General features: G+C 37.5%; 20 protein-coding genes, 1 riboswitch and 1 other annotated feature. Of the genes, 14 read left to right on the forward strand and 6 right to left on the reverse strand.

Annotation, left to right across the window (positions count from 1 at the left end; translation table 11 throughout):
• Positions 1–18: 18 nt before the first annotated feature.
• The 14 genes from rplT to WH390_RS05460 all read left to right on the forward strand — a co-directional run bounded on the left by rplT (position 19) and on the right by WH390_RS05460 (position 13,863).
• Complete coding sequence (gene rplT / locus WH390_RS05395) at positions 19–375, forward strand: 50S ribosomal protein L20 (RefSeq protein ID WP_026821652.1); 357 nt, start codon at positions 19–21, stop codon at positions 373–375.
• Positions 376–467: 92 nt separating this feature from the next.
• Positions 468–590, forward strand: a sequence feature (Phe leader region).
• Positions 472–516, forward strand: a complete 45-nt coding sequence (gene pheM / locus WH390_RS05400; protein ID WP_225507512.1) for a pheST operon leader peptide PheM — start codon at positions 472–474, stop codon at positions 514–516. (Overlaps the previous feature by 45 nt.)
• A 65-nt stretch (positions 591–655) precedes the next feature.
• Positions 656–1,639 (forward strand): phenylalanine--tRNA ligase subunit alpha, encoded by a 984-nt coding sequence (gene pheS / locus WH390_RS05405; RefSeq protein WP_032115969.1) that lies wholly within the window; start codon positions 656–658, stop codon positions 1,637–1,639.
• A 14-nt stretch (positions 1,640–1,653) separates the two neighbouring features.
• Positions 1,654–4,041: a phenylalanine--tRNA ligase subunit beta gene (gene pheT, locus WH390_RS05410; protein WP_032115968.1), complete on the forward strand. Its 2,388-nt coding sequence runs from the start codon at positions 1,654–1,656 to the stop codon at positions 4,039–4,041.
• A 4-nt stretch (positions 4,042–4,045) separates the two neighbouring features.
• Positions 4,046–4,342, forward strand: a complete 297-nt coding sequence (ihfA, locus tag WH390_RS05415) for an integration host factor subunit alpha (RefSeq protein ID WP_032115967.1) — start codon at positions 4,046–4,048, stop codon at positions 4,340–4,342.
• 382 nt (positions 4,343–4,724) lie between these two features.
• Positions 4,725–5,870 (forward strand): UDP-4-amino-4-deoxy-L-arabinose aminotransferase, encoded by a 1,146-nt coding sequence (gene arnB, locus WH390_RS05420; RefSeq protein ID WP_032115966.1) that lies wholly within the window; start codon positions 4,725–4,727, stop codon positions 5,868–5,870.
• Complete coding sequence (gene arnC, locus WH390_RS05425; protein WP_032115965.1) at positions 5,870–6,862, forward strand: undecaprenyl-phosphate 4-deoxy-4-formamido-L-arabinose transferase; 993 nt, start codon at positions 5,870–5,872, stop codon at positions 6,860–6,862. The genes arnB and arnC overlap by 1 nt, the downstream gene beginning before the upstream one ends.
• Positions 6,862–8,862 carry a bifunctional UDP-4-amino-4-deoxy-L-arabinose formyltransferase/UDP-glucuronic acid oxidase ArnA gene (gene arnA / locus WH390_RS05430; protein WP_032115964.1) on the forward strand — a complete coding sequence of 667 codons (2,001 nt, stop codon included), beginning with the start codon at positions 6,862–6,864 and terminating at the stop codon, positions 8,860–8,862. Before arnC ends, arnA begins: the two co-directional genes overlap by 1 nt.
• Positions 8,862–9,755: a 4-deoxy-4-formamido-L-arabinose-phosphoundecaprenol deformylase gene (gene arnD / locus WH390_RS05435; protein WP_032115963.1), complete on the forward strand. Its 894-nt coding sequence runs from the start codon at positions 8,862–8,864 to the stop codon at positions 9,753–9,755. Before arnA ends, arnD begins: the two co-directional genes overlap by 1 nt.
• Positions 9,756–9,761: 6 nt before the next feature.
• Positions 9,762–11,426: a lipid IV(A) 4-amino-4-deoxy-L-arabinosyltransferase gene (gene arnT / locus WH390_RS05440; protein WP_032115962.1), complete on the forward strand. Its 1,665-nt coding sequence runs from the start codon at positions 9,762–9,764 to the stop codon at positions 11,424–11,426.
• A complete protein-coding gene (gene arnE / locus WH390_RS05445) occupies positions 11,423–11,761 on the forward strand; it encodes a 4-amino-4-deoxy-L-arabinose-phosphoundecaprenol flippase subunit ArnE (RefSeq protein ID WP_032115961.1) in 339 nt (112 codons plus the stop codon). Before arnT ends, arnE begins: the two co-directional genes overlap by 4 nt.
• Positions 11,758–12,150 carry a 4-amino-4-deoxy-L-arabinose-phosphoundecaprenol flippase subunit ArnF gene (arnF, locus tag WH390_RS05450; protein WP_032115960.1) on the forward strand — a complete coding sequence of 131 codons (393 nt, stop codon included), beginning with the start codon at positions 11,758–11,760 and terminating at the stop codon, positions 12,148–12,150. Before arnE ends, arnF begins: the two co-directional genes overlap by 4 nt.
• Before the next feature lie 142 nt (positions 12,151–12,292).
• Positions 12,293–12,775, forward strand: coding sequence for a C40 family peptidase (locus tag WH390_RS05455; protein WP_032115959.1), 483 nt, complete (start codon positions 12,293–12,295; stop codon positions 12,773–12,775).
• Between the two features lie 71 nt (positions 12,776–12,846).
• Positions 12,847–13,863: a lipoate--protein ligase gene (locus WH390_RS05460; protein WP_032115958.1), complete on the forward strand. Its 1,017-nt coding sequence runs from the start codon at positions 12,847–12,849 to the stop codon at positions 13,861–13,863.
• A 139-nt stretch (positions 13,864–14,002) separates the two neighbouring features.
• Here WH390_RS05460 and WH390_RS05465 read toward each other — a convergent pair whose 3' ends face one another.
• The 6 genes from WH390_RS05465 to manX form a co-directional block, all read right to left on the reverse strand.
• A complete protein-coding gene (locus WH390_RS05465) occupies positions 14,003–14,359 on the reverse strand; it encodes a helix-turn-helix domain-containing protein (protein WP_032115957.1) in 357 nt (118 codons plus the stop codon).
• Positions 14,360–14,708: 349 nt separating this feature from the next.
• Positions 14,709–15,272: a manganese efflux pump MntP gene (gene mntP / locus WH390_RS05470; protein ID WP_032115956.1), complete on the reverse strand. Its 564-nt coding sequence runs from the start codon at positions 15,270–15,272 to the stop codon at positions 14,709–14,711.
• Positions 15,273–15,353: 81 nt separating this feature from the next.
• Positions 15,354–15,472, reverse strand: a riboswitch (yybP-ykoY riboswitch).
• A gap of 139 nt (positions 15,473–15,611) precedes the next feature.
• Positions 15,612–16,070: a DUF986 family protein gene (locus tag WH390_RS05475; protein ID WP_032115955.1), complete on the reverse strand. Its 459-nt coding sequence runs from the start codon at positions 16,068–16,070 to the stop codon at positions 15,612–15,614.
• 98 nt (positions 16,071–16,168) lie between these two features.
• Positions 16,169–17,026, reverse strand: coding sequence for a PTS mannose transporter subunit IID (locus WH390_RS05480; RefSeq protein ID WP_032115954.1), 858 nt, complete (start codon positions 17,024–17,026; stop codon positions 16,169–16,171).
• 15 nt (positions 17,027–17,041) lie between these two features.
• Positions 17,042–17,842: a PTS mannose/fructose/sorbose transporter subunit IIC gene (locus WH390_RS05485; RefSeq protein WP_032115953.1), complete on the reverse strand. Its 801-nt coding sequence runs from the start codon at positions 17,840–17,842 to the stop codon at positions 17,042–17,044.
• A gap of 73 nt (positions 17,843–17,915) precedes the next feature.
• Complete coding sequence (gene manX / locus WH390_RS05490) at positions 17,916–18,884, reverse strand: PTS mannose transporter subunit IIAB (protein ID WP_032115952.1); 969 nt, start codon at positions 18,882–18,884, stop codon at positions 17,916–17,918.
• Positions 18,885–19,097 lie beyond the last annotated feature (213 nt).

Below are 19,097 nucleotides of genomic sequence, written 5' to 3' on the forward strand. Positions count from 1 at the left end.
AAGTGATAGGAGGTATATATGGCTCGCGTAAAACGTGGTGTAATAGCCCGCGCACGTCACAAAAAAATATTAAAGCAAGCGAAAGGTTACTATGGTGCTCGTTCGCGTGTTTATCGTGTTGCTTTCCAGGCGGTAATTAAAGCCGGTCAGTATGCTTATCGTGACCGTCGTCAGCGTAAGCGTCAGTTCCGCCAATTGTGGATCGCACGTATTAATGCTGCTGCTCGTCAGAATGGTTTGTCTTATAGTCGTTTTATTAATGGTTTGAAGAAGGCCTCAATTGAAATTGACCGTAAAATCTTATCTGATATTGCTGTTTTTGATAAAGTTGCATTTGCAGCATTAGTCGAGAAGGCAAAAAGCGCGTTAGCTTAAATCAGTTAAATTAAGGGGGACTTAGCTCCCTCTTTTTTATTATCGATGACCCGTTGTATTATAAGTAAGAGTTATTTTATGAATAGCTGCTTAAAGATGAAAATTGTTTTTTTTCGTTTCTTTTTTTATTTTAGCACCTAAAATTTGGGGCTTTCGCGCATTTAAGAAAAGAAACGAAAAACCGCGATAAGCCTCCAAATGGAGGCTTTTTTGTTAGTAATTGCTAAAAAATTTTATTTTCAACAATGATTAGGCCAAAGGGTCGTAAGAAGAGGGAACAATGCCACATCTCATCGAGTTGGTTGCGCAGGCAAAAGCAGCCATAGAAAAAGCTCAGGATGTTGCTGCGTTGGATTCAGTGCGTGTTGAGTTTTTAGGTAAAAAAGGCCATTTAACACTACAGATGTCAACGTTGCGTGATCTACCTGCAGAAGAGCGCCCTGCAGCAGGAGCAGTTATTAATCAGGCGAAACAACAAGTTCAGAATTCATTGAATATACGTAAAGAGCAGTTAGAAAATACGATATTGAATGCTCGATTAGCGGCAGAAAAAATAGATATTTCATTGCCAGGTCGCCAGATCGAACATGGTAGTCTTCATCCAGTAACTCGTACCATTGATCGTATTGAAGAATTTTTTGCTGAACTTGGTTTTTCTGTTGTTTCCGGCCCTGAAATAGAGGATGACTATCACAATTTTGATGCTTTAAATATTCCAGCTCATCATCCGGCTCGTGCTTCACATGATACTTTTTGGTTTGATACTAAGCGTCTATTACGTACACAAACTTCTGGTGTGCAAATTCGTACTATGAAGGGTAAACAACCCCCAATTCGTATTATTGCTCCTGGTCGAGTGTATCGAAATGATTATGATCAAACCCATACGCCAATGTTCCATCAGACAGAAGGCTTGATTGTTGATAAAAATATTAGTTTTACCAATTTAAAAGGTACATTGCATGACTTTTTAAATCATTTTTTTGAAGAAAAAACCTGCGTTCGTTTTCGGCCATCATATTTTCCATTCACTGAACCTTCAGCTGAAGTTGATGTGATGGATAAAAATGGTAAATGGTTAGAAGTGTTAGGTTGTGGCATGGTACATCCCAATGTATTACGCAATGTTGGCATTGATTCTGACTTATATTCTGGTTTTGCCTTTGGAATGGGAATGGAGCGTTTAACGATGTTACGCTATGGTGTGACGGATTTACGTGCTTTTTTTGAAAATGATCTTCGTTTTCTTAAACAATTTAGATAAGGCAGGATTATCACATGAAATTGAGTGAATTTTGGTTACGTGAATGGATAAATCCAGCAATAAGCAGTGAAGCCTTATCAGAGCAGATGACAATGGCAGGTCTGGAGATTGATGATGTTAAATCTGTCGCCGGTCAATTCCAGCGTGTGGTAGTCGGTGAGGTTGTTGAATGTGTTCAGCATCCTAATGCAGATAAGTTACGGTTAACAAAGGTCAATATTGGCACTGAACAGTTACTCAATATTGTCTGTGGAGCACCAAATTGTCGTCAAGGGTTAAAAGTCGCTGTGGCAACAATTGGCGCAGTTTTACCCGATAATTTTAAAATAAAAGCGACAAAACTCCGCGGTGAGCTTTCTGAAGGTATGCTTTGTTCTTATTCTGAACTTGGCATTTCGGATGATCATACTGGTATTATTGAGCTACCACAGGACGCGCCTATTGGTACCGATATTCGTAACTACTTGCAACTAGATGACCATATTTTTGATGTAAGTTTGACACCGAATCGAGCTGATTGTTTAAGTATTTTAGGTATCGCTCGCGATATTGCAGCTATCAATAACCTAGAGTTAAATACGATAGAAATTGAACCAGTTAAAGCCACTGATGCTAGTGTTTTTCCTATTCAGGTGGAAGCGTCTATGGCATGCCCACGCTTTTTAGGACGAGTAATAAAAGGCATCGATGTTACAGCGCAAACTCCTAGCTGGATGAGAGAAAAATTACGTCGAGGGGGGATCCGTAGTATTGATCCGGTGGTTGATATTACTAATTTTGTGTTATTAGAATTAGGTCAACCATTGCATGCTTATGATCTTGATCGCTTAAATGGCATGATCATTGTTCGAATGGCAAAACAGGATGAAACATTAGTTTTGCTCGATGACAGCAAGGTAACTTTGAAGCCAGATACTTTAGTCATTGCCGATGAGAAGAATGCCTTAGGGATTGCCGGTATTTTTGGTGGCAAGCACTCCAGCGTTAATGAAAAAACCACTAATATTCTGTTAGAGAGTGCTTTTTTCGATCCACTGGCGATTGCTGGCCGGGCACGTAATTATGGTCTTCATACTGAGGCTTCACACCGTTTTGAGCGGGGCGTTGATCCACAGCTGCAATATAAAGCTATGGAACGTGCGACTAGATTAATCGTTGAAATTTGTGGTGGCGAGGTTGGAAATATTATTGATGTTAGCCATCAAACAAACTTACCGAAAGTGGCAACAATAACCCTGACTCGGCAAAAACTGGATCGCTTGATTGGTCATTGTATTCCAGATATTAACGTTACCCAGATCCTTCAGCGTTTAGGATGCCAAGTGAATGGTGAGCAAGATAATTGGCAGGTGGTTGCTCCTTCTTGGCGTTTTGATATGCAAATTGAAGAAGATCTGATTGAAGAAGTAGCCCGTGTTTATGGTTATAATAATATACCGGATGTACCGTTACATGCAGATTTAGTTATGACCCCCCGTTGTGAATCAGCGCTGCCATTAAAACGAGTGAAAACATTATTAATTGATCGTGATTACAATGAAGCGATTACCTACAGTTTTGTTGATCCTAAAATTCAGCAACTACTGCATCCAGATTCTGATGCAATGATTTTACCGGATCCTATTTCAGCAGATATGTCGGTAATGCGGCTTTCTTTATTGCCCGGCTTATTAACGACAGTAATTTACAATCAAAATCGTCAACAAAATCGCATTCGACTGTTTGAAACTGGATTACGATTTGTGCCGGATGTAACAGCAGAGCATGGTATTCGGCAAGAATTGATGTTGGCGGGTGTGATTACTGGCAATCGTTATGAAGAGCACTGGTCACAAGAAAAACGCTCTGTGGATTTTTTTGATATCAAAGGTGACGTCGAAGCAATATTGGCATTAACCGGAAAATTAGACAATATTATTTATAAGGCTCATTCTGATCCTGCACTTCATCCTGGACAAAGCGCTGGGATTTATCTGAATAATGATTATATTGGATATATAGGCGTTATTCACCCTGAACTGGAAAATAAGCTAGATTTGAATGGTCGGACACTTGTTTTTGAATTGCTGTGGGATACTGTTGCAGAGCGTGTTATTCCTAAAGCAAATATGATTTCACGTTTTCCTGCCAACCGACGGGATATTGCTGTTGTAGTACCAGAAGAAGTAGCAACAGCGGACGTATTAGCTGAATGCAAGAAAATTGGCATAAATCATATAGTTGGCATAAACTTGTTTGACGTGTACTGTGGTAAAGGTGTAGCGGAAGGTTATAAGAGCCTTGCTATTAGCTTAATCTTGCAGGATACAAATCGTACTCTGGAAGAAGAAGAGATTGCCGCAACTGTTGATAAATGTGTTGCTGCGTTAAAACGGCGATTCCAAGCATCCTTGAGGGACTAAACCTATGGCGCTTACAAAAGCTGAAATGTCAGAAAGTCTGTTCGAAAAACTGGGTATAAGCAAACGTGATGCGAAAGACCTGGTTGAACTTTTCTTTGAAGAAGTTCGTCGTTCATTAGAAAATGGGGAGCAGGTGAAACTGTCAGGGTTTGGTAATTTTGATCTGCGTGATAAAAATCAGCGACCAGGTCGAAATCCAAAGACTGGAGAAGATATTCCCATCACTGCTCGTCGAGTGGTGACTTTTCGACCAGGGCAAAAGTTGAAAGGCCGGGTTGAAAAGATAAAGCCTCATAAATAATGCATTATTATTCTAAAAAGCCGCTAAAGCGGCTTTTTTATTATTCAATTATATCAATATAATCCTAAACAAAAGTTCGTTATTTTGCTCTATTAATCAAAAAGACTTATTAACAAAATTGCACTAACATTGGCTTTAAATTTACTTATTATTATTTATTCACTTTCTTATTGCTAAGAATTTTTAGGGGTTTTATTTTGCTTTTTAATTTACTTAACTAATATGAAATTCTCTTTAGCCAAGTATATTTAACAAATTAATCCGCTCTGATTAGTTAGATTGGAAAGTTATTGTCATGTTGATGTGTAGTTAAGCTATTTTATGATATTATAGACAACTGACTCTAAAAAAATATTAGATGAATTGCTAGTAGGTTAATCTCATGAATGATTTTCTTCCTTTTTCTCGCCCAGCAATAGGTGACGAAGAGATCCGGGCGGTAGAAAATGTATTACGTTCTGGTTGGATCACCACCGGGCCGCAAAATCATCAACTCGAAGAAGACTTTCGCCATAAATTTGGTTGTCGGCATGCAATTGCTTTTTGTTCGGCAACAGCGGGTATGCATATAACGCTTATGGCCTTAGGAATTGGTCCTGGAGATGAAGTTATTACCCCCTCATTAACATGGGTTTCAACCATTAATGTGATTACCTTGTTAGGGGCACATCCAGTCATGATTGATGTAGATCGTGACACTTTAATGGTTCAGCCTGATGTCGTTGAGAAGGCGATTACCCCTAAGACAAAAGCGATTATTCCGGTACATTACGCCGGGGCGCCATGCGATCTTGACGCGTTACGTGAGATTGCACAAAGAAACAATATCGCATTGATCGAGGATGCGGCTCATGCCGTAGGTACTCAGTATCAAAGTGAATGGATTGGTCAACAGGGCACCGCCATTTTTTCATTTCATGCGATTAAAAATATCACTTGTGCCGAAGGCGGTTTAGTCGCTACCGATGATGATGCCTTGGCCACACGTCTGCGATGTTTAAAATTTCATGGTTTAGGTGTAGATGCCTTCGATCGACAAATACAAGGTCGTAAACCACAGGCTGAGGTCGTTGAACCTGGATTTAAATATAATCTCTCTGATATTCATGCGGCAATTGCTGTTGTTCAATTAACAAAGTTAACACAGATAAATAAACGCCGTGCAGAGCTTGTTGCTTATTATCGACAAGCGCTTGCCAATCTGCCGTTAAAAATGTTGGATGTACCCGATTATCCCCATTTACATGCCAATCATCTGTTTATGGTTCGAGTCGATAAAGCTGTCTGTGGTATTGACCGTGATAGTTTTATGGAACGCTTAAAAGAGAAGAATATTGGTACTGGTCTACATTTCCGAGCGGCTCATACGCAAAAATATTATAGAGAACATTATCCATCTCTTTCTCTACCTAATTCTGAATGGAACTCGAAGACCTTATGTTCATTGCCACTATTCCCTGACATGCGTGCTCAAGATGTTGATCGCGTTGTTGCTGCTATTAATGAAATTTTTTCGGAGCCGAGATAGTGTCTTTTCAAAATGATTTTGAAGAAATAAAAAAAGTTTCTATCGTTATCCCTATTTATAACGAAGAGCAAAGCTTACCCCAGTTATTGGAAAGAACATTGGCTGCTTGTCAGAGATTGAAACAGCCATATGAATTAATTTTAGTTGATGATGGTAGTGCTGATAATTCAGCTAGATTGCTGATGGATGCTGCTGAAAATCCGGCAAATCACGTTATCGCAGTGATTTTAAATCGTAACTATGGTCAACATTCTGCCATTATGGCTGGTTTTAAACAGGCAACCGGTGATCTTGTGATCACCTTAGATGCTGATTTACAAAACCCGCCTGAAGAAATTCCACATCTGGTACAGGTAGCGGAAGAAGGCTATGACGTAGTCGGGACCAGACGGATGAATCGGCAAGATTCTTGGTTTCGTAAAACAGCGTCAAAAATCATTAATGCCATGATCACCAAAGCAACTGGGCGCGCCATGGGCGATTATGGCTGCATGTTGCGTGCTTATCGGCGTAATATTATTAATGCGATGCTACAGTGTCATGAACGCAGTACATTTATTCCCATTTTAGCAAATACGTTTGCTAAAAGAACGATCGAAATTGATGTTGCCCATGCAGAACGTGAGTTTGGTGATTCAAAATATAGCTTGATGAAGCTAGTAAATTTAATGTTTGATTTACTCACTTGTTTAACTACTACACCGTTACGTTTGTTGAGTGTAGTTGGTAGTTTTATTGCGGCAAGTGGATTTTTACTGGCGGTTCTGTTAATTATTTTGCGTCTTATTTTTGGTGCAATGTGGGCTGCAGAGGGTGTTTTTACGCTGTTTGCTATTCTATTCATATTTATTGGCGCGCAATTTATTGCCATGGGACTACTCGGTGAATATATTGGCAGAATGTACAATGATGTTCGTGCCCGACCCCGTTACTTTATTCAAAAGATAGTTGGTGTTCATCTAGATACTGACGAAAATCAGGAAAAAAAATAATGAAAGCTATTGTTTTTGCTTACCATGATATTGGTTGTGTGGGATTAAAGGCGCTACAGAAGGCGGGCTTTGAAATTCAGGCTGTTTTTACACATACAGATGATCCTAAAGAGAATCATTTCTTTTCCTCAGTTGCGCGCTTGGGAGCTGAGATGGGTTTATCTGTATTTGCGCCAGAAAATGTCAATCATTCACTTTGGATTGAGCGTATTGAGAAAATGCAACCGGATGTTATTTTCTCTTTTTACTATCGCCACATGCTTAGTCAAGAGTTATTGGCGTTAGCCCCTAAAGGTGCTTTTAACTTGCATGGTTCTTTATTGCCTAAATATCGTGGTCGTGTGCCGATCAATTGGGCTATTTTGCATGGTGAAACAGAAACGGGTGTCACATTACATAAGATGATAGCCAAGCCGGATGCAGGTGATATTGTTGCACAGAAAAAAATCTCTATTGATGCAACAGATACCGCATTAGTGTTACATGAGAAAATTCGTCAGGCGGCTGAACAGCTTTTGGCTGATACATTACCTTTAATTAAAATAGGTGATTATTCAGCAACACCCCAAGATGAAAGTAAGGCAACCTATTTTGGCCGTCGTAGCGCTGAAGATGGTTTAATTGATTGGTCTAAATCTGCTACCGAAGTGAATAACTTAGTACGAGCGGTAACCGAGCCATATCCTGGTGCATTTACTTATTTGGCTGAGAGTAAAATGATTGTCTGGCGTGCCCGTGTGCTAGAAAAATCACACGATAAATTACCGGGTACAATCATTTCTACCGAACCATTGCAAATAGCTTGTGGTCAAGGTGTGCTTGAAATTCTGACCGGGCAGAGTGGAGCTGGATTATACGTTGAAGGATCGCGTTTAGCGGCTGAAATGGGAATCGTCAATGGCGTGCGAGTTGGTGCTAGACCGACGACCCAGGTAAAACGGCGTAAGCGTGTTTTGATCTTGGGTGTAAATGGTTTTATTGGTAATCACTTAACCGAACGTTTATTAGCAGATGGTCACTATGATATCTATGGTTTGGATATTAGTTCTTCTGCTGTTGCCCGTTTTATTAATGATCCCCGTTTTGGTGATGATCAGCGTTTTCATTTTGTTGAAGGCGATATCAGTATTCATACTGAGTGGATTGAATATCATATTAAAAAATGTGACATCATTTTACCACTGGTTGCTATTGCAACACCGATTGAATATACCCGCAATCCATTAAAAGTTTTCGAGTTAGATTTTGAAGAAAACTTAAAGATAGTGCGTTATTGTGTAAAATATAATAAACGTATTATTTTCCCATCAACTTCTGAAGTTTACGGGATGTGTGATGATAAAGAATTTGATGAAGATACTTCTCGTTTAATTGTCGGGCCAATTAACAAACAGCGTTGGATTTATTCTGTTTCTAAACAGCTATTAGATCGCGTTATTTGGGCATATGGTGTTAAAGAAGGGTTGAAATTCACTCTATTTAGACCGTTTAATTGGATGGGCCCACGTCTCGATAGTTTACATTCTGCTCGTATTGGTAGTTCACGAGCGATTACCCAATTAATTTTAAATTTGGTCGAAGGTTCACCGATAAAATTAGTTGATGGCGGCGCTCAGAAGCGTTGTTTCACCGATATTAAAGATGGTATTGAAGCATTATTTCGTATTATTGAAAATAAAGATGAAAAATGCGATGGTCAAATTATTAATATTGGTAATCCGACCAATGAAGCAAGCATTGCTCAATTAGCTGATATGCTACTTGACAGTTTTGAAAGACATCCGTTACGTAAACACTTTCCTCCATTTGCTGGTCTTAAAAAGATTGAAAGTAGTAGTTATTATGGTAAAGGATATCAAGATGTTGAGCACCGTAGACCTAGTATTGAAAATGCGCGGCGCTTGCTCGATTGGGAGCCAACTGTTGATATGAAACAGACTATTGATGAAACTTTAGATTTCTTTTTGCAAGCTGCGACGGAAGAATTAGGTAAAAAATAATGAAGAAAATTGGCTTAAGAATTGATGTGGATACCTATCAAGGTACCAAAGAAGGTGTGCCACAGTTACTTAAAGTGCTCGCTAAATATCAAATTCGAGCCAGTTTTTTTTTCAGTGTCGGTCCAGATAACATGGGGCGTCATTTATGGCGCCTGTTTCGACCTAAATTTTTATGGAAAATGTTAAGATCGAATGCGACATCACTCTATGGTTGGGATATTTTATTAGCCGGTACAGCCTGGTCAGGTAAAAAAATAGCCAATGATCTAGGTTACTTAATGAAACAAACATTGGATGCAGGTCATGAAGTTGGGCTACATGCATGGGATCATCAAGGCTGGCAAGCTAATGTAGGTAAATGGCCAAGAACCAAATTAGTCGAACAAATTAAATTAGGCGTGGATGCGCTTGAAGCCGCAACGGGCGCTAGCGTGAAATGTTCAGCTGTGGCTGGTTGGCGGGCCGATGAACGTGTATTAACGGCGAAAGAAAATTTTAAATTTGACTATAATAGTGATTGCCGTGGTACCCATCCTTTTCGTCCTATTTTAGCGGATGGTTCGATTGGTACTGTACAAATTCCAGTAACACTACCGACTTATGATGAAGTTGTTGGCACTTTGGTTAAAGATGAAAACTTTAATGATTTTATTATTAACGCGATGCAGGAAGATGCGGGAACGCCTGTTTATACTATTCATACTGAAGTAGAAGGTATGTCTAAATCGATGCAATTTGACAGCTTACTAGCGAGAATGATTGCAGAACAAATGGTATTTTGTCCGTTGCGTGAATTAATACCTAATGATATTGATTCTTTACCACACGGGAAAATTATTCGTTCATCTTTTCCAGGTCGTGAGGGTTGGCTAGGGTGTCAACACGAGGTATAGCGCTTGATGTTAACTAAACAGTTACAAAAAACCGGTGCTTTTTTATTAGCACTTTTTTTTATTTTTACCTATTTAGTACCGTTAAATGGCCGACTGTTGTGGCAGCCAGATGAAACGCGTTACGCAGAAATTAGCCGAGAAATGTTGCAAAAAGGTGATTGGATTGTGCCTTACTTGCTTAATATTCGCTATTTTGAAAAGCCAGTGGCCGGATATTGGATAAATAATATCAGTCAAATGATATTTGGTGATACCAATTTTGCTGTTCGTTTTGGTGCTGTGTTTGCAACTATGATCAGCGCTGGCTTAATTTACTGGTTAGCAATGGTAATGTGGCGTAATCGAAATGTCGCGTTTGTTGCTACTTTGATGTATGTTTCGATGTTTTTGGTTTTTGCGGTTGGCACCTATAGCGTACTCGATCCGATGCTTACCATGTGGCTTACTGCTTGTATGCTATGTTGTTTTTGGTTATTAAAAGCATCAACGGTTGCTGCAAAGTTACTTGCCTGGGCAGTTATGGGGCTTACCTGTGGTATGGCATTTATGACCAAGGGTTTTTTAGCCTTAGCTATCCCGGTTATTGTCATGCTGCCAATTATGTTGTATCAAAAACGTTTTACTGAGATGCTCAAATTTGGTGGCATAGCCATCATCAGTGCGGCATTAATAAGCCTTCCTTGGGCATTAGCTGTCAATCAATATGAACCGGATTATTGGCATTACTTTTTCTGGGTAGAACATATTCAGCGCTTCTCATCAGAGGATGCCCAACATAAAGCGCCTATTTGGTTTTATATTCCCATTATTTTACTTGGTGTAATACCTTGGTTAGGGCTTTTACCTGGTACATTATTAAAAAGTTGGCGGGAACGAAAAATCAAACCGGAAATGTTTTTTCTGCTTTGTTGGTTTATTGTCCCTTTTGTATTTTTTAGTATCGCTAAGGGTAAATTACTTACTTATATGTTGCCGGTGATGGCACCGCTTGCATTAATGATGGCAAAATATGCGGTTGATTGTGTTAAAAATCGCAATTTGACAGCCATTAAATTTAACGGTTTTACCAATATCGCTTTTGCCATATTGGCAATTATTACTTTGATTATTATGGGGTTATTTGTTGAGCATCCTTTATATACCCCGTTGGAATGGCCAAAACTGGCATTAGGTATAACGGTTTTTTGCATTTGGCTGATTATTGGCTATTTTAGTCTGATATCCAATGCCAGGTATTGGCTGTGGGGCGCGGCATGTTCTTTAGCCTTGAGCTTATCAATAAGTTATGCATTACCGCAAGATACTATTGATTCTAAGCTACCGCAGCAATTAATTCGGCAAAATATATCTTTGTTGGAAGAAAGCAAGTTTGTGCTAGCGGATAATGTTGGATTAGGCGCAGCTTTGGCATGGGAATTACATCAAGGTGATATTTATTTATATGAAAGATCAGGTGAATTAAGATACGGCTTAAATTATCCCGATAGCCAATTTCGCTTAATCAAACAAGGAAATTTTGCTAAATGGCTTAGCTTGTCACGGAAAGAAGGACAAATTTCAGTGGTTCTTTTATTACGTAGAAATGAAGGGCTGCCTGATGATATTCCTAAGCCTGATCATGTAGTTCGCAATACAAGAATGGCAATAATGACCTATTATCAGCAACCATGACACATTTTTTCTTATTGATAATTGTTAGCTTGTTAACTTGCATTGGACAGGTTTGCCAAAAGCAAGCGGTGATATATTGGCAAAGTGATTTGCCGGCAAAAAATAGTTTAACCATTAAATGGCTGCTAATAGCGATTATTTTGCTTGCGTTAGGCATGCTATTTTGGCTTAAATTACTACAAATTTTACCGCTTAGTATTGCTTATCCTATGTTAAGTATTAACTTTGTTATCGTTACAGTGATTGGACAATTTATTTATCAAGAGAAGATCAGTATCAAACATTGGATCGGCGTATTTATTATCATGTTGGGTATAGTTTTATTAAATATATGAAAGGCTACTTTTGGGGTATCGGTAGTGTAATATTGACCACTTTAGCTCAGCTTTGTTTAAAAGCTGGAGTAACTATATTGCCTGAGTTTAAATTAAATCATCAGTGGATGGATGTTAATTGGTTACTTGAAAATCTGCCGGCGTTTGGGCTGATTTTTATCGGTTTAATTGGCTATGTGCTTTCGATGGTTTGCTGGCTATTTGCCTTGAAATTTTTAGCATTAAGTAAAGCTTATCCACTGATTAGTTTAAGCTATGTACTAGTTTATTTATTCGCAGTTACTTTGCCTTGGTTTAATGAATCGGCGACATTGATTAAATTTGTCGGTGTAGTATTTATTTTGCTTGGTATTTGGATTATTTCTCGGCCTGAAGTAACGCGAAAATAAAGCTAAAAAACTGAGCAGAATACTTATTTTTATAGCCAGTGTATTGCTTAAAAATAGCGATTACCGATTAATAAAAACTTGTTTTTTATTAAACACTGATTAAAGTCTATTTAATTATCCTATTAAGCGATAAAGGTGCTTTATGTTAATAAGAATTAAACACCTGCTTTTTTTATTTTACCTTACTTTAATTGGCTGTTCTTCTTCAGTAAACAGAACAGCTCCGCCGTTAAAAAGCCAACTTTCTGATCCTATTATGACCATCGCTCAACTTAAAGAACAACTATCACAATGGTATGGTACGCCATATCGTTATGGTGGTTTAGCATCAAGTGGAGTTGATTGTTCAGGCTTTGTTTATCGAACTTTTAGTGATCGTTTTGCCATTCAATTACCGCGCACGACAATAGCTCAAACCACTTATGGCACCCGTATTAATATTAAGGATCTTATGCCGGGCGATTTGGTTTTTTTTAAAACCGGCTCAGGTGAAAATGGTCTACATGTTGGTATTTATGATACGGATAATACTTTTATTCATGCCTCAACTAGCAAAGGTGTTATTCGCTCTTCGTTAAACAATATATACTGGCGCAAGGTTTTCTGGCAGGCACGCCGTATTTAAGTGTCATTTTTAGTTATAATAACTTTTTGGTTTTTGCTATAACAAAATGAATATAGGCTGGCAAAATTCTTATGGCTTCAATACGTCTTCTTATTTCTGAATCATTTGATCCCTGGTTTAATTTAGCTGTTGAAGAGGCTATTTTTCGCCAAATGTCAGTCAAGCAGCGGATTATGTTTCTTTGGCGCAATAATAATACTGTCGTTATTGGTCGGGCACAAAATCCATGGAAAGAGTGTAATACACGTAAAATGGCCCAAGATGGAGTCAAATTAGCTCGCCGCCGCAGTGGTGGTGGTGCGGTTTTTCATGATTTGGGAAACACCTGTTTTACCTTTATGGCGGGTAAACCAGCCTATGATAAAACTATTTCAACACAAATTATTATTGCAGGACTAGCTGAGGTTGGGATAAAGGCTCAAGTTTCAGGTCGAAATGATCTAGTTGTCCATTCCGGCCATGGTGAGCGTAAAATTTCAGGATCAGCTTATTTTGAAACACACGATCGCGGTTTTCATCATGGTACTTTACTTATTAATACAGATTTAAACCGTTTAGCCAGTTATTTAAATCCGGATCCGAAGAAATTAATTAGTAAAGGAATTACCTCCGTACGTTCTAGGGTAATGAATTTAGCTGAAATTGATGTTCAGATTAGTCATCAGGCAATTTGTAACGCCTTAGCAAACAATTTTTTTAACTATTATGATGAGGTAGTGAAGGCAGAAATAATTTCACCAACTAATTTGCCTGATTTACCCGGTTTTGTTGACATTTATGCTGAACAATCTAGCTGGGAGTGGAATTTTGGTCACGCGCCAGCTTTTAGTCATATACTTGAAACCCGATTTGCCTGGGGTGGAGTTGAACTTCATTTTGATATTGATAAAGGAAAAATTTCAACTAGCAAAATTTATACGGATAGTTTAGATCCATCGCCATTAGAGCTTTTTAGTCAAAAGTTGATTGGCAAAAAATACCAACCAGCGACAATTAAGCAATTAATCGCTGAGATCCAGTTTCAATATCCAAATTTTCATCAGCAGCTTATACAATTCGAAAATTGGTTAGTCAATGAAATAGCATGAATCAAATTAATGATTGTTAATTAATAGCATCCATTGCTGGAAAGAGATATATTCAAGCATAATTTTATTGCAAACAGCCGTAAAGCCAGCATTTAGACTGGCATATAATAACTAAAGTCTAAAAATTAATAATTCTAGATTAGTCCATAAATTGATTAAAGTCGGGTAACTGCCCATTTTGGCGAAATTTAGCCGGTGTAGTATTAAAATGTTTTTTAAAAATTCGGGTAAAAGTTGCTTGCGAACTAAAACCGTATTGTAGGGCTATATCCAAAATAGAAAATTTATCTTCTCGTAATAACCTGGCTGCTTCCAGTAATCGACGTTTACGAACACATTCACCTAAAGTGCAACCTTTTAATTGTTTAAAGATCCGTTGTAAATGCCATTTAGAATAACCACTTTTATTAGCAATGGTATCAATCTTAATGCCTTCATTTCGTTGTAATTGGCTTTCTAGCCAATTAACAATATCATTGATTACATTTTCCGACATGTTCACCTTCCACAATCAGTGGGTAAATAGCCTAACTGTAAAGAATTATTGATTTATTTATAAGTTCTATTTTATGATTTTTGATATTTATAGATAGGCAAAAAATGCCATTTGTAATTAATAAAAATTATTATCATCAGTCTATAATATATTCTATTTTATTTTAAAATAATGTAATCAATCAATTAAATGGTTAGCTATTTTGTTAGTAAATATTACACATTAAAGATTTTCAATTAATAATTTTTGTTAGTAATGGTTAAAAAATTTATTGTTTAGTGTCTGTTTGCTATCATTTTTAACCTAAAAAAGCATTAAAAACATAGATGTGTATTAATTATTTAATAAATTAAATATTTTGATAAACGATACTAAATCCGATAATGATTAGGATAACACCGCCAATCATTTCGGCTTTTTTTCCTAATAATGGACCAATATAACGACCTAATAATATTCCAAGTGTTGCCATAATCATGGTCATTAGTCCGATTGCCATCGCTGTATGGATGATATTAATTTGCAAAAAGGCCAGACTGACACCAATAGCCATTGCATCCAGACTGGTTGCTAAGGCAGTAGCAATAAGGGTAAAAGAATTGTGGCAGTGAATAGGTTGAGGTTTGCTATTGTTTTTTGCATGATGGTAACTTTGATATATCATTTGGCTACCCAACATGAATAATAGACTAAACGCTATCCAATGATTCCACTTAATAATATACTGGCTGGCCAATAGTCCCAAACTCCAGCCAATGATGGGAGTGATGGCCTCAATAATACCAAAAATAAAACCAGTTCTTATTGCTTCACGTAAAGAGGGATTAAACAAGCTAGCACCTTTGCAAACAGATGCAGCAAAAGCATCCATCGATAATGCAAGAGATAAAGCTAGGGTTGCGTATAAGTTCATTATACCGTCTCAGTTGGAAAGTTATCCATACACATATTTTTACTTCCAACCTAGAGTAAAAATATGCCTATGGTCTCGCCAACCTTGTCAGGTATTCATGCCACGTTATGGATCATAACGAGTATGTTGACATGAAATTTCTAAATTAATCGCTAATAGACAATTTTATTTAGAACAAGCTACTCCCCAATGACTTATCACAAAAGATATCATAAAAATAATAAAAGGCAATTATTTAAATTTTTATTAATTTATAAAATTAATATCATTTAATTTTTAATAAAAATAATAATTCAAGTTGATTAAATATATAAGAATAATTAACAATATTATTTATATTTATTTATTATTGATCATAAAATTGTAAATTTTATCTAAATCATCAAACTGTTTAACAGCAATATAAATTTTTCTTTTTTCTAAACCGACTATTAATATTCCATCTTTCGATAAATTAATTGTTTTAATATTTTCGTACAATATATAGACATTATTGTAGTAAAAACCTTTATCTTTAAAATAAAGCTTAGGATAACGAATGAATGTTAAGTAAATAGCAATAATAATGGTAATCATTAATAAATAGGTTGTTAGCTGACTACCATGTTGAATAATATTATGATAAATAACAATCGCGATCAGTATAATAAAAATAACGGCATCGATTCTATTTTTACGCCTTAACTTTATTTTTAATTTTGTTTTTCCATTTAATAAGTTAACAATCAATTCTTCATAGATAGCATAAGTTAGCATTAGTAGGATCAAGACAGTCAATACAATATTATTCATATTCATGAGCAAAGACTCCAATCGATTATTAATCTGCTGTAAAGATAAAATTAAAAACGGGAGGTTGCAACCTCCCGCAATTGACAATTAAGAAATTGAGTCTGTTAGCCTAAAAATCCAGCCCAATAGCCAACGATGCCTAGAATAAAGAAACCAATGATAATCCATAGTGGATTAACCTTGCGTCTCAATAACCACATACAACCAAAGGTTAGTAATAATGGCACTAAACCCGGCATTAATTGATTAAGGATAGTTTGTACGGTGGTAATTGTTACCTCACCAGTATTGGGATTTTTTATCTCTGATACGACTAAAGGGATATTAACATTAGTCCACTTATTGACTAATGCGCTCATGACAAATAGCCCTAGGATAGAAGCACCTTCGGTCATTTTTTGTAAAAAGCCACCCCCCATGTCATGAACAATATCGAGCCCTTTTTTATAGCCATAGGTAACACCGTAATAACGGGTTAATAAGCGAACTAAATTAAACAAAATAAAAAATAGTAGCGGTCCTAGTAGACTACCTGACATTGCAATTCCGGCGCCTAGAGCCGCAAAAACTGGACGTACTGTGCCCCAAAAAATAGGGTCACCAACGCCCGCTAGAGGGCCCATTAAACCTACTTTGATACCATTAATTGCACCATCATCGATATCCGCGCCATTAGCTCTTTGCTCTTCCATCGCTATGGTAACACCTAAAACAGGCGCTGCTACATAAGGATGAGTATTAAAAAACTCAAGATGGCGTTTAATGGCTTGTTTACGTTCTTCACTGTTTTCAGGGTATAAACGGCGGATCACTGGGATCATTGAAAAACAAAAGCCCAGGGCTTGCATACGTTCAAAGTTCCACGATCCTTGAAAAAGATTGGAACGTAAAAAAACTCCGCGAATATCACCAGCAGTAAGCTTTTTTAGATTTGTTTGGTTTACTGAAGTTGTATCTGCCATTATTACATTCCTTAATTAATCTAATTCATTATCTAAATCACTATTGCCGTTACTTTGCGAAGCAGCAATTTGTGATTGGTTGTATTTTGGACTGAGTTGAATATAGAGAATAGCCATCACAACACCAATCACGCCTAGTGCAACTAGGTTGAAATTGGTAAATGCAGCAGTTACAAAGCCCAAGTAGAAGAATGGCATTAGATAACCTGCACGCATCATATTGATTACCATAGCGTAACCGACAACAACGATCATACCGCCAGCAATATTCAACCCTTTAGTGACAACCTCAGGAATTGAATCCAGTAGGTGTTGGACTTCTGAAGTACCTACAGAGATAGCAACAATTAAAGAAGGAATAGCAATACGCATAGCCTGTAGTAACAGAGCTAAAATATGAATTATGGTTAATGCACGTAAATTAGCAGATAATGCAGCGCGATCAGATGCATGTTGGAATGCAACAGTGATTGTCCGAACAATAACGGTCAATACTTGTCCTGCGGCAGCTAAAGGAATTGCTAATGCAATACCGGTACCAATATCCTGCCCGCCGGCAATAACCAGAATGGTAGAAATAATTGAGGCTAGGGCGGCATCGGGAGCCATGGCCGCACCGATATTCATCCATCCGAGCGCGATCATTTCCAGCGTGCCGCCGATAATTATCCCTGTTTTTAGATCACCAAGTACGAGACCAATTAGTGTACAAGCAATTAAAGGACGATGAAATTGGAATTCATCTAGTACAGAACCCATACCTGCAATACAGGCAACAAGGAAAACGAGTATGATTTGAACAACGGTAAGCTCCATTGTTTATCTCCTGTAACCAACAACGTTGGTGAATCTATTTTTAAATCGTGAATGGATAACCAAAAAAGGAAACTCAGTTTTTTGCTTTTTTGATAAGAGCTAACATATCCAGTTTGTTGTCACTAGAAACTTTACGCGCTTCAAGTTCAATGCCTCGTTTGGATAATTGATTGAAAGCATCAATATCCTCATTATCGATTGAGATTGCATTGTTAACCTGTGTTTTACCTTCACGGTATGCCATGCCACCAATATTAACAGACTTTATTTCGACACCGCCGTCCACAAGGCGTAAAACGTCTGTTGGATTGGTAAATAACAGCATAACGCGTTCACCGGCATACTTAGGATTATTGTAGACACGAATACATTTTTCTACGTCGACCACATGCGCAGTGACACCCGGTGGCGCAACTTGTTTTAATAAGGTGGAACGAACATGATCTTTAGCAACTTCATTACTGACTACGATAATACGTTTAACTTTTGTCTCTTTGGTCCAGCGAGTAGCCACTTGACCATGAATTAAACGATCATCAATTCGTGCAAGGGCAATAAACATATGGCCTTGCGTAGCTGAATTGGTTACCTTTGGAGGGGGAGCTGGCGTCGGTGAATTTTGCGGTTTATCGCTAGTCTGCTGATTGTTGAGCGCTTTAATTTCACTGCGACCGGTTTCAATAGCAGTGTTGACTAATTCACTAAAAGTAGGATCATCATCACGGGATAGTAACGTAGCAACTAACATGGGGACGTTAACTCCGGTAACTATATCATATTTGTCTTTATCTTTACTTTCAATAATTCGACTAGCGGCGTTAAATGGACTGCCTCCCCACATATCTACTAAAAATAACACACCTTGAGAAACATCGAGCTCATTAAGCTTTTGATTATATTTTTCAATTAATGTATCAGCGTTTTCACCTGGAACAAAATCGATATAAGCGATATTTTGTTGTTCGCCAATCAACATTTCAGCGGTCATGAGCAACTGTTTTGCAGCAACACCATGAGTGCTAATTATAATAGCTACACTCACTACTTTTCCCCTTAAGAAGTAGGTTAAATAATAAAAATGATTATTAGAGTGTACTCTCCGTTGACGGATGAATACAATCAAATAATCACTAATATGAATAGTTTTTCATGTTATAAAGCATTAACCATTATTAAAACTAATTAATTTATAGATTATCATTTAAATATAAGAAAAAATATGCCGCTGATCAGAAAATTTAAAATATATATAAAT

The sequence above is a fragment of the Candidatus Arsenophonus nilaparvatae genome (assembly GCF_045346035.1).
In the GTDB taxonomy this organism is placed as follows: Bacteria; Pseudomonadota; Gammaproteobacteria; order Enterobacterales; family Enterobacteriaceae; genus Arsenophonus; species Arsenophonus nilaparvatae.